This window comes from Bartonella raoultii, from assembly GCF_019659805.1.
Lineage (GTDB): Bacteria > Pseudomonadota > Alphaproteobacteria > Rhizobiales > Rhizobiaceae > Bartonella > Bartonella raoultii.
This window is the reverse complement of record NZ_JAIFRO010000004.1, coordinates 78,419-94,876: the sequence shown is the minus strand read 5'-3', so window position 1 is coordinate 94,876 and position 16,458 is coordinate 78,419. Positions and strand designations below refer to the sequence as shown.

At 39.3% G+C, this 16,458-nt stretch carries 12 protein-coding genes; 6 read left to right on the top strand and 6 right to left on the bottom strand.

All coding sequences use genetic code 11. From position 1 onward, the window contains the following. The first annotated feature begins 28 nt into the window (after positions 1-28). The 4 genes from K3248_RS04705 to K3248_RS04690 are packed head-to-tail and all read left to right on the top strand — an operon-like array spanning position 29 to position 5,613. Positions 29-844 (top strand): exodeoxyribonuclease III, encoded by an 816-nt coding sequence (locus tag K3248_RS04705; protein WP_220717246.1) that lies wholly within the window; start codon positions 29-31, stop codon positions 842-844. Between the two features lie 60 nt (positions 845-904). Further along, the gene (locus tag K3248_RS04700) at positions 905-2,404 is read left to right on the top strand and encodes an efflux transporter outer membrane subunit (protein WP_220717245.1); all 1,500 of its coding nucleotides are present in this window, start codon (positions 905-907) and stop codon (positions 2,402-2,404) included. After that, a complete protein-coding gene (locus K3248_RS04695) occupies positions 2,401-3,627 on the top strand; it encodes an efflux RND transporter periplasmic adaptor subunit (protein WP_220717244.1) in 1,227 nt (408 codons plus the stop codon). The genes K3248_RS04700 and K3248_RS04695 overlap by 4 nt, the downstream gene beginning before the upstream one ends. Before the next feature lie 3 nt (positions 3,628-3,630). Continuing rightward, the gene (locus K3248_RS04690) at positions 3,631-5,613 is read left to right on the top strand and encodes a MacB family efflux pump subunit (RefSeq protein WP_220717243.1); all 1,983 of its coding nucleotides are present in this window, start codon (positions 3,631-3,633) and stop codon (positions 5,611-5,613) included. Between the two features lie 686 nt (positions 5,614-6,299). On the opposite strand, the gene K3248_RS04685 is transcribed toward K3248_RS04690, so the two are convergent. The 5 genes from K3248_RS04685 to K3248_RS04665 all read right to left on the bottom strand — a co-directional run bounded on the left by K3248_RS04685 (position 6,300) and on the right by K3248_RS04665 (position 12,221). Next, positions 6,300-6,989, bottom strand: coding sequence for a YdcF family protein (locus tag K3248_RS04685; protein WP_220717242.1), 690 nt, complete (start codon positions 6,987-6,989; stop codon positions 6,300-6,302). Positions 6,990-6,992: 3 nt separating this feature from the next. Then, the gene (locus K3248_RS04680) at positions 6,993-7,946 is read right to left on the bottom strand and encodes a cell division protein FtsX (RefSeq protein WP_220717241.1); all 954 of its coding nucleotides are present in this window, start codon (positions 7,944-7,946) and stop codon (positions 6,993-6,995) included. Beyond that, positions 7,939-8,598 (bottom strand): cell division ATP-binding protein FtsE, encoded by a 660-nt coding sequence (ftsE, locus tag K3248_RS04675; RefSeq protein WP_220717240.1) that lies wholly within the window; start codon positions 8,596-8,598, stop codon positions 7,939-7,941. Before ftsE ends, K3248_RS04680 begins: the two co-directional genes overlap by 8 nt. Before the next feature lie 751 nt (positions 8,599-9,349). After that, a complete protein-coding gene (gene acs, locus K3248_RS04670; protein ID WP_220717239.1) occupies positions 9,350-11,308 on the bottom strand; it encodes an acetate--CoA ligase in 1,959 nt (652 codons plus the stop codon). Positions 11,309-11,531: 223 nt separating this feature from the next. Next, on the bottom strand, positions 11,532-12,221 hold the full coding sequence (locus K3248_RS04665; RefSeq protein WP_220717238.1) for a YggS family pyridoxal phosphate-dependent enzyme: 690 nt from the start codon (positions 12,219-12,221) through the stop codon (positions 11,532-11,534). A 167-nt stretch (positions 12,222-12,388) separates the two neighbouring features. Between K3248_RS04665 and leuS the strand changes: the two genes are divergently transcribed. Further along, the gene (gene leuS / locus K3248_RS04660; protein ID WP_220717237.1) at positions 12,389-15,013 is read left to right on the top strand and encodes a leucine--tRNA ligase; all 2,625 of its coding nucleotides are present in this window, start codon (positions 12,389-12,391) and stop codon (positions 15,011-15,013) included. Beyond that, on the top strand, positions 15,000-15,584 hold the full coding sequence (gene lptE / locus K3248_RS04655) for an LPS assembly lipoprotein LptE (RefSeq protein WP_220717236.1): 585 nt from the start codon (positions 15,000-15,002) through the stop codon (positions 15,582-15,584). The genes leuS and lptE overlap by 14 nt, the downstream gene beginning before the upstream one ends. On the opposite strand, the gene fsa is transcribed toward lptE, so the two are convergent. After that, positions 15,581-16,234 (bottom strand): fructose-6-phosphate aldolase, encoded by a 654-nt coding sequence (fsa, locus tag K3248_RS04650; RefSeq protein WP_220717235.1) that lies wholly within the window; start codon positions 16,232-16,234, stop codon positions 15,581-15,583. The two genes, lptE and fsa, sit on opposite strands and share 4 nt — an antisense overlap. Positions 16,235-16,458 lie beyond the last annotated feature (224 nt).

Here is a 16,458-nt window from a genome sequence, read left to right as displayed (position 1 = left end):
TATTGTTATGTCATTGGGATTGAAATAAATGTTTTTTCGTATTGCAACTTGGAATGTTAACTCGATTCGTTTGCGTCTTGCACAAATTTTTCAATATTTAGACCAATTTCCCGCAGATATTTTATGTCTACAGGAGACAAAGTGCCCCGATGGTTTATTCCCTGTTGAGGCTTTTGAAGCAGCAGGGTATAAATATATCGCATTTAGTGGACAAAAATCTTACAATGGTGTTGCCATTGTTTCACGTTTACCTTTTAAAGGTGTGGAAAAACGTGTCTTTTGTCAAAAGCAAGATTGCCGCCATATTTCAGTTATTGTTGAAATTTATGGCAGAAATATGCGGATTCACAATTTTTATGTACCCGCTGGTGGGGATGTACCTGACGCTGAGGTGAATGAAAAATTTCGTCATAAACTTGATTTTTTAGAAGAGATGTCTTCCATTCAAGCTGATCAGAAGGATGGTCTTTCTTCTCTTTTGGTTGGGGATTTAAATATTGCTCCTTTGGCAGAAGATGTTTGGTCGCATAAGCAATTGTTGAAGGTTGTAAGCCATACCCCCATTGAAACGGAACGTTTACAGGCTTTATGTCTTCAAGGGGGATGGATTGATTTGATGCGTATGCATTGTCCCGTACCGGCTAAGCTTTATACATGGTGGAGTTATCGTGCTCGTGATTGGGCTCTTGCTGATCGTGGGCGGCGGCTTGACCATATTTGGTCTTCTCCGGATTTAGCGCCTTTTATGGCTGATTTATCAATTTTTCGTGTTGCACGTGGTTGGAATCAACCTTCAGATCACGTTCCCGTGCAAACTTTATTTGATTTTTCACGCCAAATTTGAAATAAGAGCTTTAGTAAATAAAATGTTAATCCGTTGATTCTGAAACATGTAGGAGAGTGGATGCAGATCAGAAACCGAGGATGGATTGCGTATAAAAAATTATTTTATAGTATTTTCGTATGCTTTTTGATGTTGTCAGGATGTATGGTTGGTCCAAATTATCAAAAAACATTTTTTCGTGTTCCTAAAAAATGGGGGCAACAATCTACACAAACGTCTGGCCATCCCATTGCGCTTGCAGGGTGGTGGCGGCATTTCAATGATCCTGTTTTAGATGCATTGATGAATTATGCAATTTCCGGAAACAATAATGTGGCAATTGCAAAAGCACGTATTCGAGAAGCACGCGCTAGTCTAGGGCAGGCTGTGGGTACTCTTTTGCCTAGTATGTCAAGCGGAATTTCAGGAACACGCAATGGCTCACCATCATCTGATGAAACTTTTGTAAAACAATATACAACGCAATATCGTAGTAGTTTTGATGCGAGTTGGGAAGTTGATTTTTTTGGAGGGCATAAACGGGGCGTGGAAGCAGCCCGTTATGGTCTTGAAGCAGCTGTGGAAGATATGCGGGCGATCATGGTAACGCTGCTGGGGGATGTGGCAACAAATTATGTGCAATTGCGTGGTTGGCAACAAAAATTATTGATTGTGCGGAAAATTGCTTTATCACAGCGTAAAACCTATCAATTAATGCGTACCAAATTAACAGCGGGCGATGCTTCTGCGCTTGATGTTTCAAATGCACAAGCGCAATTGGCGAATACAGAAGCAGATATTGCACAGATGGAAGTAAATTTGGCTATGAGTATTCATCGTCTTTCCGTCTTAATTGGTCGTGTTCCTACGGCTTTACAGGATCTTTTACAAAAAGATGCAAAACATGCAAAAATTCCGCAACCAAAATGGCCAATACCGGCAGGAATTCCAGCGGATATTTTGTTAACACGCCCAGATTTACGGCGGGCTGAGCGCCAATATGCACAAGCGACAGCAAGAATCGGTCAACGAGAAGCAGATCGCTATCCATCGCTTACGCTAACAGGAAGTATTTCAACAGCAGAAGAGGCAATTAGTCAATTATGGAAGAGTTCAACCATTGGTTGGTCTTTGGGGCCAAGCATTCGTTTTCCTTTTTTTAATGGAGGACAAATTGTTGCTTCTATTGAGGTGGCACGCGCACAGCGTGATCAAGCCTTTATTACTTACCGCGCTGCTGTGTTGACAGCTTTGGAAGAGGTGGAAAATGCGCTGCTCAGACTAACAAAAGAACATCAGCGTTTAGAAAAGCTTATCGTTGCAAATAGAGCTTCATTGCATTCTTTACAACTTTCACGAGATCTTTTTGAAAATGGAAATACGAGCTTTCTTGAATTGTTAAATGCTAATCGTTCTTATTATTCTGCACAAATGGCGCTTAAAGACAGTCGTATTTCTTTGGTTACTCAATATATCGCATTGATGAAAGCGTTGGGTGGTGGTTGGGATGGTGTTGTTGATGCCTCTCGTCCAGAAATTGTCGATGTTGCACACCGTTCGCGTATAAGGGTAAAGCAATGAAAAAAAGTGGCATCAAAAATTTTATTCTCAAACGTAAAAAACTTTCCTCCTTTTTAATTGTTATATTCCTTATCATTGTATTCTTATGGCTGCGCTCCATGTTTTTTGGAACATCAGCACCGGTCTATATGACAGCAGTGGTAAAGCGTGGTGATATTGAAGAAAGTGTTCTCGCTTCTGGTCTTGTGCGCCCTTATCATTTGGTTGCTGTTGGTGCACGCACGACAGGGCGCGTCGTATCAATGCGGGTTTCTCCTGGCAGTGTTGTGAAAGAAGGGGACCTCTTGGCAGAAATTGATCCTACAGATCAAGAAAATGATCTGAAAAGAAAAAAAGCAGCATTAGCACATTATTATGCAAGTTTAGAGGAACAGAAAGCTTATCTTGCTCTGGCACAAAAAAATTTAGAGCGGCAGAAAAAAATGATCGAAGCGCGGGCAATTTCACGTGCTAATCTTGATGACGCAATAGCACAAGTAAAAATACGACAAGCCCAAATTGCACAGCTCCAAGAGCAAATTACACAAGCAAAAATTGATGTAGATAGTGCTGAGGTTAATCTAAGTTATACACGTATAACAGCTCCTTCAGCAGGAACAGTTTTAGCAACGGTTGTTGAAGAAGGGCAAAATGTGAATGCTGTTCAGTCTGTGCCAACAATTGTTATTTTAGGCGATTTGTCAAAAATGACTGTTAAAGCACAAATTTCAGAAGCTGATATTCTTAAAGTTCAGGCTGGACAACCCCTGTATTTTACTGTTTTAGGAAATGCGCAACGTCGCTATGAGGGAACTTTAGAAAGAATAGAACCTGCTCCTGAAACTATTCGTAATGATGTGAGTATTAATCCTGGAATGGGTGTAAGTTCTAATGCTTTAGGGGCATCGGCTATCTATTATAATGGGATTGTGCATGTGGATAATAAAGATAACTTTTTACGGACTTATATGACAGCTCAAGTGCATATTATTTTAGGACGTGCTCAAAATGTTTTATTAATTCCAAGCGATGCATTACGGGATGAAACAAAAGAGCATAAAGCGTGGGTTTCTCTTTTGGTGGGGAAAAATAAGGTGGTCACAAAGCAGGTGACTGTAGGACTTAATAACAAAGTGGTAGCGGAGATTGTTTCAGGGCTTAATGAAGGCGATGTGGTTATTACTGGTTCACGTGATGGCGTGATGCCAGAATCTTCTGATGTACAAAATGAAGATGAGATGTAGGCCATGAAAACAAAAAAGACCGATGCCGTCATTGTTTTGGAGAATATTGTACGTCAGTTTCCTGCAGGAGAAACATTTGTCACTGTTTTGAAAAATATCAATCTTACCATTAAACGTGGTGAGATGGTGGCAATTGTGGGAGCCTCCGGTTCTGGAAAGTCTACCTTGATGAATATTCTTGGTTGTCTTGATCGACCAAGTTCTGGTCATTACTGGATTTCAGGAAAAAAAACGGCGTCTCTTTCTGCTGATGAATTATCTGCTTTACGGCGTAATCATTTTGGATTCATTTTCCAGCGCTATCATTTGTTAAATGAATTGACTGCGCTTGGTAATGTGGAAATTCCAGCTATTTACGCGGGGTATGCACTCAAAAAACGAAGACAACGGGCTCAGGATCTCTTAACACGCTTAGGCATGGGGGATCGGATCAATCATCGTCCAAATCAACTTTCAGGTGGGCAACAGCAACGCGTGTCTATTGCTCGTGCATTGATGAATAATGCTGAAGTCATTTTGGCCGATGAACCAACAGGTGCCTTAGACAAACAGAGTGGTCAAGAAGTGTTGCGTATTTTAGATGAGCTACATCAAGAAGGACGCACTATTATCATGGTAACACATGATATGCAGGTGGCAGAAAGAGCAGACCGTATTATCGAAATTAGTGATGGTGAAATTGTTGCGGATAATATATCAAAAATTGCAAAAACAAAAGTACATCATCACTCTGCCGTTGAAAAAGAAACTCTGAAAGATCAATATTCACTTGGTTTTTTTCGTTCTTTTGTGGAACGCTTTCGTGAAGCCTTTGTAATGGCTTTATTGGCAATGAATGCACATCGTATGCGTACTTTTTTAACAATGCTTGGTGTGATCATTGGTATTGGTGCTATTATTGCCATGGTGGCTTTGGGAAATGGTACAAGAGAAAAAATTCTGGAAAATTTTAAGAGTTTGGGGGTTAATACATTAACAATTTTTCCAGGAAAAAGCTTTTCTGATACACAAGCAGAGAAAATAACAAGCCTCGTTGAAGCCGATGCAGAAGCACTTTCTGGATTGCCTTATGTTTCGGGCGTGACACCACAGCTTTCAGTGAGTTCAATGATCCGCTCTGGTGCAATTCAAGCCAATGCCGTGGTTATGGGCGTGGGAGAACAATATTTTCAAACACAAGGGCTGAATGCTATTCAAGGGCAGTTGTTTGATCAAAACAGTGTGCATGATAGAGCTGTAGACCTTGTTATTGAAAAGGAAGCTGTTGCTGTGCTTTTCCCTCATAGCCGCGAAAGCCCAATTGGAAAAGTGGTGCAGGTTGGAGATGTTCCTGTGCGCATCGTTGGGGTGGTAGATCCACAAAGTGTTGGGGGTACATCAAATACTTTACAAATTTATTTGCCTTATACAACAGTGCAAACCCGTTTTCTTGGAACAACGCAAGTTCGTGCCATTATGCTTAAAATTGCCGATCATGTTGATTCTCATCTCGCAGAAAAGATGGTAGAGCGTTTTCTCATTATGCGCCATGGAGGGCATGACTTTTTCATTAGAAATTCAGAATTCTATCGTGATCGCATCATGGAAAGTACGCATATCTTAACACTTTTAGTGTCTTCAATTGCAGCTATTTCTCTGATTGTAGGTGGCATTGGGGTGATGAATATTATGTTGGTCACTGTTTCAGAACGAATCAGTGAAATTGGAGTGCGTATGGCTGTGGGAGCACGTCAGAGTGATATTTTGCAGCAATTTCTCATCGAAGCAATTTTAGTATGTGTGATTGGGGGTGGATTGGGGATTTTGTTTGGATTCTCTATTGGCGGTTTGTTTGTGCTGTTTAAAGCGCCTATCCATTTGATTTATACACTTGATTCGATTCTGCTTTCTCTTGCTTTTTCAACTATTATTGGAATCTGTTTTGGTTTTTCGCCTGCAAGACAAGCTTCACGGCTTGATCCTGTTGTCGCTCTTTCACGCGATTAATTTTCATCATTCATAAAGCGTTCTAAAGGGAATGGTTATCGCAATATTTTGAGCCTCTCAATATAAGGCACAGCTTGGCCCTTAAGGGAAGAAATATAAAATGTGTAAAGGAACAAAAGATCTTATGGCGGTTATTGGGGAAGAAAATGATGCAACTGTCGAGAAAGATGCTTAAGAGAAAAATAGGCTCTTTTCCTATTTTAAGGCAGGTAATAATTGTACTGACTTTTTCAACGTGATTTGGCATTTTTCTTGCTGTTTGGAAAACCATTTAAATCCTTTTATAGCTGATTTCAAGATTTTGGGTTTGTAGGGCTAATCCGTAAGATCAAAAATATGTATTAAAAGAAAAGCTGGATAAGAAAATCTCTCATTTTATTTGCTTATTTTTGTCATTTTTTGAAAAACTTATCCATTTTAAAAACAGAAGTCAGTTTAGGATGGTTTTAAGCGAATAGGCAATATATGAAAAAATCCCTTTTTATTGTGTTCCAAAGTCTCTTTAAGCTTTTATTCAAAGGTCTTTGAAAAGCAAAAATGATTCTTAAAATAACAATAAATCATACTGAAAAGAATGGATATGCATGATGTTTGCACAAAAGGGGAAATTATACTGAAGATCTTAAAGAGTATCTCGTTTATCAGTGTAGAAAGGAGGCCGTTTTTTAAAGACTATGTGAGAAAGATCAAAATGTCGTTCTTATATAGACTTCAATTGTTTTAAGATATTGGAAGATAAGAATGCGTATTTGATTGAGCTGTTGTATTGTGCTCTCAAATTTTCTTTTTTTCACAGGATAAGCAATAAAATGGATGTCAGGCATTAAATATTTAAGTTCACGCATTGAGCGCCACATGTGATAATCATGGGTGACAATATAAAGTGTTTTATAATTGTATTTTTTTATCCAAGCAGCGCTTTCTTCAGCGTTTCCCTTTGTGTTAATTGCTTTTTGGCCTATGTCAATGCAACAAGAAAATAGTTGAGGAGAAATATGCATGTTATGCATAAATTGCTTGAGATTGGTTGTTGTGTTGACGCCACTGATTAAGAGTCGCGAACCAAGCCCTTTTTGTAACAGATCAAGTCCTGTCTCTATGCGATTTTCTCCTCCTGTAAGAACGATAATAGCATCTGCTTTTGGCAAAGGATTTGGTGGCTGAAGCCTTTCTGTTTTTTCAGAAAAAACAATAAAACCCACACAAAAGACAAGAATGGTCATTAAAAGAATAAAGGTGGTTGGTGGAAAATAACAAAACAAATAGCGCAGAGCCGATCGGCTATGAGAAGTACCCTTTGGAAGTGAATGCTTAAGGTCTTCTTGTGCTGATAATGCAGGAGTATGGGGTTTATGATTATGGGTGTTGTGAGGCATAAATTAAAATAAACCGTTTTCGCCTTGGTCGATTTTTTTTAGTTGTGTTAAAATTGTTAGGCGATTTGTAAGTGTGGTAAGAAAAGACACAAAAAAAATCAGGATAATGATTTTTCCATAAGGAATAGAATGGATAGAAAAATATCCAAACAACGCGGTGATCTGGCTTACTTCTGCTTTTCCTAGGTTATAGTGTGTCCAGAAAGAAAAGGTAGCAAACAGCAATATGCTTGCAAGACCACCATAGAGTGCACCGCGCAGTGCTGTTTTAAAAAAATGCCAATCAAATTGTCGTGCAATGAAAAAGGTTTCAGTTCCTAGGAAGTATAACACATTGATAATATGCGCATTTTCTGCTATGGCGTTGCGTGTGGCAAAGATAATCGTAAGGATGAGTGAACCAAGAACCAATATTAAAAGTGAAAAGCCAATAAAAACTGTTGTGTGTGCCATTTTTGTAAAACGGCTTACCCAAACACGGTGGTTATCAAACTGGCCTCCTGGAATGTGCATTTTGATGGCGTGGTTAATGGCATGAAAATCAATTTTTTCATCTTCTTTTAATGTGACAATGATCAGGCGAGGAAGGGGAAGTTCATTTAAAGTTAAACCTGTGCCAAGCCATGGTTCAAGTAATTTTTCTGTTGCTTTTTTGTCAACAATTTTGGCATCTTTTACACCTTGAAATCTTTTAACCAATTGAACTGCAGCATGAAGAGCTTTTTCAATATCAACATTTTCCACGGGATGTATTTGAATTGTGGCTTCATAGCTAATTTGATGGCTCCAATTCTTAGCAGCATGTTGCACGAGACCAACACCGATTAAGGTGAGGCTTGCAAGAAAGGTCATAATTGCAATGACGGCAACCAAGGCTTTTCCAGAAATATTGTCACTGGGAATAATCGCTGTGGTGCTTTTTTTATTATTTGTAAAAATAGGGAAAGATTTATTCATGAATTGTCATCCGTCCATTATGGAGAAGCATACGTCGCGCTGCAACTTGTTCCATTAGTGCGATGTCATGGGTGGCAATGATGACAGCTGTTCCAAAACGGTTTAATTCGATAAACAAGCGTAGAAGGCGTTTTGCCAAAGGTGGATCAACATTTCCTGTCGGTTCATCTGCAAGAAGAATTTCAGGTTGATCAATAAGTGCACGGGCAATTGCGACCCTTTGTTTTTCTCCACCCGAAAGAACTGGTGGTAAAACATGAATTTGGTTTCCAAGACCAACCCAACAGAGCAAATCTTCTACTTCACTGCGATAAGTGGCCTCTTCTTGCCCTTTGATGCGTAAAGGGAGAGAGACATTTTCATAAATGGTCATGTGATCAAGAAGGCGAAAGTCTTGAAAGACAACACCAATACGTTGTCGTAATGCGGGCAACTCTTCTCGTTTGAGTAATGCTGTATCAGATCCAAATAGATCAATATGACCACGGGTTGGTTTGAGAGCCAAAAACATCAAACGCATCAATGATGTTTTGCCTGCCCCAGAGGCACCAGTGAGAAATTGAAAGGATCCAGGAGGAATATGAAAGCTAATATCACGCAGGATCTCAGGACCCATTCCATAGCGTAGTCCAACATTTTCAAAATGAATCACGTTTTATTATTTCCTCTGCTTTCTTATGATACCTTTTGCTTTTCTTTTGGGGGAATGATTATCGATAAAGCTTACTCTCATTGATGTTATTGCTTTTCAGTATTTAATCCTTCATAAATTTGAATGCGTTTTTTCAGCTATTTATTGATATCCAGAAAATTTGATTGTTTTCAAAGGATATTAAAAGTCTTCTTAGCTCTTAAGATACCTCTCATTTTACTCCGTGGATGATTTTAGCAGGAATGCACGTGTGATTCTAGTGAAAACTCGGTTGATAAAGTGCATGTTTTGTCTTTTGTAGGGAGTTTAAGAGTATTAACGGTGCTTTGATTTTGTTGAGAGGTGAAAGATCTTTGAAGAGTCTTAAATATGTTTTAGAAACTTTTCGTAAAATAGATTTCATCATTGTGTTTCTCAATTGCATTTTTACTTCTGTAGCAGGAATACACGTATGATTCTAGTACAAACAAAAAACGTTCATTCTTGTTTTTCTTCAACGGCATTTGTGCTTGGTTATTAGAAATAGAAAAAGATAAGACCTTTTGTTGCTTTTGTGTTGCGCGCATTCATATTTTACAATTTTGCCTCTTTTTTTCAGCTGTATCGCGTTTGTTGGTGAGAAAGTACCTCTATTTTGAGAGATATGGAGAGCTTTCTTTCTTTTTTTTGCTGTTTGGATAGATCTTTTCAGTGGCTTTAGAAAGCATTTTTAAGAGAGAAGAAAGGCTAAAGCCACTGTTGGTGTTTTGGGTTAAGCTGTGGCCTCCCTATTTTGCCGGTTGGCAATAAGATCTTCAACAACTTGTGGTTCTGCAAGCGTTGAAGTATCTCCAAGATTATCAAAATTATTTGCAGCAATTTTTCGCAAAATACGTCTCATAATTTTTCCTGAGCGTGTTTTGGGCAGTTGAGGAGCAAATTGAACTTTATCCAATATGGCAATCGCTCCAATTTCTTTTTTGACGTGTTCAATCAGATCTTGATGTAATGCTTCGCTTGATTTTTTTCCCTCCATTAAGGTGACGAAACTATAGATTCCTTGCCCTTTAATGGGGTGAGGATAACCGACAATTGCGGCTTCTGAAACAGCAGGATGTGAAACAAGAGCCGATTCAATTTCAGCGGTTCCAAGCCTATGTCCAGAGACATTGAGAATGTCATCAACGCGTCCTGTAATCCAGTAATAGCCATCGCTATCACGTTTACATCCGTCACCTGAAAAATATTTTCCTTTATAGGGAGAAAAATAACTTTCAATAAAGCGCTTATGGTCATTATAGAGTGTACGCATTTGCCCAGGCCATGAATCAGCAATGCAAAGATTGCCTTCCGCTTCACCTTCTAAAATATTTCCTTCTGTATCAATAAGTTGAGGAATAATACCAAAAAAAGGACGTGTGGCTGATCCAGCTTTGAGTGGTGTTGCACCAGGGAGGGGGGTAATCATATGGCCTCCTGTTTCTGTTTGCCACCACGTGTCTATAATCGGACAATGGTTGTTTCCAACGATATGATAAAACCATTCCCATGCTTCTGGATTAATGGGTTCACCTACAGTCGCTAAAAGACGTAAGGATGTTCTTTTTGAATGTTGGACAAAAGAATTACCTGCTCCCATTAAGGAACGAATGGCTGTTGGAGCAGTGTAAAGCGTATTGACTTTATGTTTATCAACAATTTCCCAGAACCTTCCTTGATCAGGAAAAGAGGGGGAACCTTCAAACATTAAAGTGGTCGCACCGTTACATAAAGGCCCATAAATCAAATAAGAATGACCAGTGATCCAGCCTATATCTGCTGTACACCAGTAAATTTCATCAGCATGATAATCAAAAACATATTCATGTGTCATGGAGGCATAAACCAGATAACCAGCTGTTGTATGCAAAACACCTTTGGGCTTGCCTGTTGAACCAGAGGTATAAAGAATGAAAAGTGGATCTTCAGCATTCATGTGTTCTGGAGGGCAATCAGCTGGAACTTGAGAGATTTCTTCATGATACCAAAAATCACGTCCCTCTACCCAACGAATTTTACCGCAGGTACGTCTTATGACCATGACTTGATTGACATGAATATCATGACCAGCTGCAATCTCAATAGCTGCATCAACACTGTCTTTTAGGTTAATTTGTTTTCCTCCACGCAAACCTTGATCTGCGGTAATAACGAAAGTTGATTGGCAATCAACAATGCGTCCTGCTATTGCTTCAGAAGAAAAACCAGCAAAAATAACTGAATGAACCGCACCAATACGTGCACAGGCTAGCATGGCATAGGCTGCTTCGGGAATCATGGGAAGGTAAATGGTAACTTTATCGCCTTTTTTGACACCATGGCTCTTTAAGAGATTGGCAAAACGACAGACATGTTCATAAAGTTCATTATAGCTTATTTTTTTATCATGATAGGGATTGTCTCCTTCCCAAATAAGTGCAATGCGGTCGCCGTGATTCTTTAAATGACGGTCAATACAATTATAGGCAACATTGGTTATTCCATCTTCATACCATTGAATGGATACATCGCCATGAAAGGAAGTGTTTTTTACTTTTGTATAGGGTTTAAACCATTCGATACGTTGCCCATGTTTGGCCCAAAAACTTTCTGGGTTGTTGATGCTCTCTTGATACCATTGTTGATAGGTTTCTTCATCGATCAAAGTATTTTTTTTTATATTGTCTAATATGGGATAAATTTTTTCAGACATGTGTTCCCTCCATTCAGTCTTTATTGAGAAAAATAAGCTCTTATAGTTTTGGGTATTTTTAACAATAACGTTTCCTAAAAGCTTTTTATTTTATAAAAACTTCTCACAGCTTAGACTAAAGAAGATAGATTTGCCTAGCAATATTTTAAAATTTCTAAGATTATCTTTGATAAAAATATTTTATACTGTCGTTATAGTTTATTTTAGTTTTATAAAAATGCGTTTAAACAGAGCGTTGTCCAAATAAAGCAGAACCAATACGAAGAACGTTAGAGCCAAATTGCAGAGCAATTTTAAAATCATTGGACATGCCCATAGAAAGTTTGGATAGTTCCGCTTTTTTTGCCAGTTTTGCTAAAAGTGCAAAATAGGGACCAGGGTTTTCTTGGAGAGGTGGGATGCCCATAAGGCCGATAATATCAAGTCCATAGTGATTTTTACATTGAGAAACAAAAGAGACAACATCTTGCGGTGCAATACCGCTTTTTTGCGGCTCTAGCCCAATATTAACTTGAACATAACAAGGAAGCGCTTTTTTTTGTTTTTGCATTTCTATGCTCAAGCTTTTGGCTATTTTTTCACGATCAACCGTTTGAATAACATCAAAAAGTTCTACGGCTTGGGCTGTTTTATTTGACTGTAAAGGACCGATGAGATGAAGTTCAATATTGTTAAATTGTTGCCGTAAGTTGGGCCACTTTTTTGCTGCTTCTTGTACGCGGTTTTCTGCAAAAACAGACTGACCTGCTTGCAAAAGCGGTATAATATTTTCTGCTACGACCGTTTTTGAAACAGCAATAAGTTGTACCTCTTCTCCAGAGCGTTTGAGCTCTCGACATGTATCCGTAATGTCTTTTTGAAGGTTTTGCCATGCTTTAAGAGAAGAAATATCAGGAAGAATGTGTGTGTCCATATTTTCATGCCTTTGCGTTTTATTCAGGGGTTAGGTTGGTGTTTATTAAGAATCGTATAAAATACTTCGTGAAATATTAACTGAAAATATTGACCTTGGAGTTAATCCATGGTCAAGCATAGTAAAATAGATTTTTGGTTTTATTTTATTTAAAGAGTATCATGCGCATGACAATTGAACGCTATAATTCACGTGCTAGGGAACAAAAATGGCAAACGATCTGGGATGAAAAGAAGATTTTTCAAGCTGCTCAGGACGATCAACGTGAAAAATATTATGTTTTAGAAATGTTTCCTTATCCCTCTGGGCGTATTCACATGGGGCATGTGCGCAATTACGCAATGGGTGATGTGGTTGCACGTTATAAACGTGCAAAAGGTTTTCATGTGCTGCATCCAATGGGGTGGGATGCTTTCGGTATGCCCGCAGAAAATGCTGCATTGCAAAGTAATGTACATCCTAAAACTTGGACCTATCAAAATATTGCGGTTATGCGTGGGCAGTTAAAAAAATTAGGGCTGTCTTTAGATTGGTCGCGTGAATTTGCGACTTGTGATGTTGAATATTATCATCGCCAACAAAAACTCTTCCTTGATTTTTATCAAAAAGACTTGGTAACACGCAAAGTGGCTAAGGTGAATTGGGATCCCGTTGATCACACGGTTTTAGCAAATGAGCAGGTGGTTGATGGTCGAGGATGGCGTTCTGGTGCATTGGTGGAACAGCGTGAATTAACACAGTGGTTTTTTAAAATTAGCGACTTTAGTGAAGATCTCTTGAGAGGGCTTGAAAAATTAGAGCAATGGCCTGAAAAAGTTCGCATTATGCAAAAAAATTGGATTGGTAAGTCTCAGGGGGTGCTGATTCGTTGGGCTTTAAAGCCCACAGATGTTACCGATGATGGAGATGTACAATTTCAAGAAATTGTCTGTTATTCTACACGACCAGATACGCTTTTTGGAGCGTCTTTTTTGGCTTTGTCTGTTGACCACCCCATTGCGCAAGCCTTGGCAAAAAAAGACAAAGCGCTTAGCACTTTTATCGAAAATTGTCGCTCTGGTGGAATGACAACGCAAGTTCTTGAAACGGCTGAAAAACAAGGGTTTCTAACGCCTTTGATGGCGATACATCCGTTTGATTCAGCGGTGCAGATTCCCGTTTATATCGCTAATTTTGTGCTTATGGATTATGGAACAGGGGCTGTTTTTGGTTGTCCGGCCCATGATCAGAGAGATTGGGATTTTGCACGTAAATATGGTCTGCCTGTGCGGCCTGTGGTTTTACCAAAAGGGGAAGATGCAGAAAATTTCGTGATTGCTGAAACGCCTTATATAGGGGATGGGGTGATGATCAATTCTGGATTTTTAAATGGTTTGACACCGCAACAGGCTTTTGAAGTTGCCGCCAAGAAGCTTGAAGACCAAGTTCTTTATGAACAGCCACAGGGGAAAAAAACAGTGCAATTTCGATTGCGTGATTGGGGGATTTCACGTCAGCGTTATTGGGGATGTCCTATTCCCGTTATCCATTGTGAAATTTGTGGTGTGGTGCCTGTACCACAAGCTGATTTGCCCGTTGTTTTGCCTGATGATGTGACTTTTGATCAACCGGGCAATCCTCTTGCACGTCATCCAACATGGAAAGATGTTTCTTGTCCTTCCTGTGGGCAGCCTGCTCAACGCGAAACGGATACAATGGACACATTTGTGGACTCTTCTTGGTATTATGCGCGTTTTACCAATCCTTGGGAAAAAGAACCCGTTGATAAACAAGCATCCACTGAATGGCTACCCGTACAGCAATATATTGGAGGAATTGAACACGCGATTTTACATCTTCTTTATTCCCGCTTTTTTATGCGTGCCATGAAATTGATCGGTTATGTATCCGTTGATGAACCTTTTAAAGGACTTTTTACGCAAGGAATGGTCGTTCATGAAACCTATCGGGATGAGCAGGGGTGGGTATCACCAGCAGAAATTTCAATCGTCGAAAAAAATGGAAAACGTCAAGCGTATAAATTGACCGATCAGAGCGAAGTGACAATTGGATTGATTGAAAAAATGTCTAAATCGAAAAAAAATGTCGTGGATCCTGATGATATTATTGCATCCTATGGAGCCGATACCGTACGCTGGTTTGTCTTATCAGATTCGCCCCCTGAACGAGATGTTATCTGGACAGAGGCTGGTGTGGAAGGAGCACATCGCTTTGTACAGCGTGTGTGGCGCTGTGTAGCTTTGGGAGCCCCAGCTTTGCGAGAAGTTGCTCCCCGCGTAGGACAACAAGGAAAAGCTTTAGAGCTGTCAAAAACAGCACATTGCATCCTTTGCGCTGTAGAAGATGATTTGGAAAAATTTGCTTTTAATCGGGCTATTGCACGTCTTTATGAATTTTTGAATATCATGGCACCTTTATTAAATAAAATAGACAATATGGAGGATGAAATGAAAGCCTCTTTACGTCAAGCTATGGATTTCTTCTTGATGATGATTGCACCCTTTATGCCGCACCTAGCAGAAGAATGTCATGCTGCGTTAGGTGGAACAACTTTGGTCTCTGAATTGCCTTGGCCTGTTTATGATCCGACATTAACCGTTCAGGACTGTTATACTTTACCCGTACAGGTGAATGGCAAAAAACGTGGTGAGGTCACTGTTTCAGCAACTGCTAGTAAAGAGATGATTGAAGAGGCTGTGTTAAATTTGGCTTTTGTGAAAGCCCTTCTGATAGAAAAGCCCGTGAAAAAAATGATTATTGTGCCCCAAAGGATTGTGAATGTCGTTCTCTAAATGCTTTATTTTTATGGTTTTCTTAGGCGTGTGCACATTCTTATGTGGATGTAAAGTTGAGCCGCTTTATCGTCAGGTTTCAAAAAACGCAACGCTTACGGGAAATGTTGCAGGGCAAGATGTTGCTTCTTTAGGATTGTCTGCAAGGTTAGCTTCTATTGTTGTGGAAGAGCCTTCAGATCGTTTTGGCCAAATGGTACGTAATCATCTGCTGTTTCTTTTGTATGGAAATGGTGATAAACCTTCAGCGCCTGCTTATCAATTGGCCTTACAGATATCTGTGTTTACAAGGAATTCTATGCAAATAGAAGTTGATTTCGATAAAAGAAGAAATGGGCGGCCTTCCGTTGGAACCGTAATAGGAAAAGTGTCTTATAGTTTACGAAATATGGACAATGTTCCTCTTGCAACAGGAATGGCAACGATGCGTGCATCTTTTGAGCGGCTTCGTCAAGAATATGCGACGCTGCAAGCAGAAGAAGATGCACAAAAGCGCGTGGCTGAGGAACTGGCAGAGCAAATTTTTATGTTACTTTCCAGAGATCTTTTAAAGGAAATTCCTCAACATTAAAAAATATTTTGTCCGGTCTTTTTCCAATCGTTGAGGAATATTTCTAAGCCTTTATCGGTTAAGGGATGTTTGATGAGCGCTTTTAAGATAGATGGTGGAACAGTGGCAACATCTGCACCACTTAAGGCTGCTTCTTTGACGTGGTTAACAGTACGGATAGAGGCTGCCAAAATTTGCGTTTTATAATTATAATGATCATAAATTGTGCGAATTTCATGAAGTAATTCGCTCCCATTTATCCCGCAGTCGTCTAGTCTTCCGATAAAAGGCGAAACAAATGTAGCACCTGCTTTTGCTGCTAATAAGGCTTGATTGGCGGAAAAACAAAGTGTGAGATTTGTTTTTATCCCTTGTTGTGTAAGAGTTCTACAAGCTTTTAGCCCATCAAATGTTAAAGGAAGTTTGATGCAAATATTGTCAGCAATTTTTGCTAAGACAGCTGCTTCTTGCATGATACTTTCAAATTCTGTTGCTGCAACTTCAGCAGAAACAGGTCCAGGTACGAGGGTACAAATTTCTTTTATAACATCAAAAATATTGCGTCCTGATTTGAGGATAAGAGAAGGGTTGGTGGTGACACCATCCACGAGGCTTAAATTGTTTAATTCTTGGATTTCTTCAATATGGGCACTATCCACAAAAAATTTCATCTCTTCTCTCCTAGGTTTTTACCTTTTTATTCAAAGTTTTTGATGTTTTACCTTATCATTTGTTATGCGCTCGTGTTTATTGCAAAAGCAAGAGGAAGAATGCGTATTTATAGGGGCTGTTGAAATATTAAGGTCAAAGGGAACACAATTTTTCTGTTTTAAAGAGAAGCTAGAAGACGAAAAGTTTTGTTTCTGGTGTGTGCTTATCACTTTGATCTTTGATG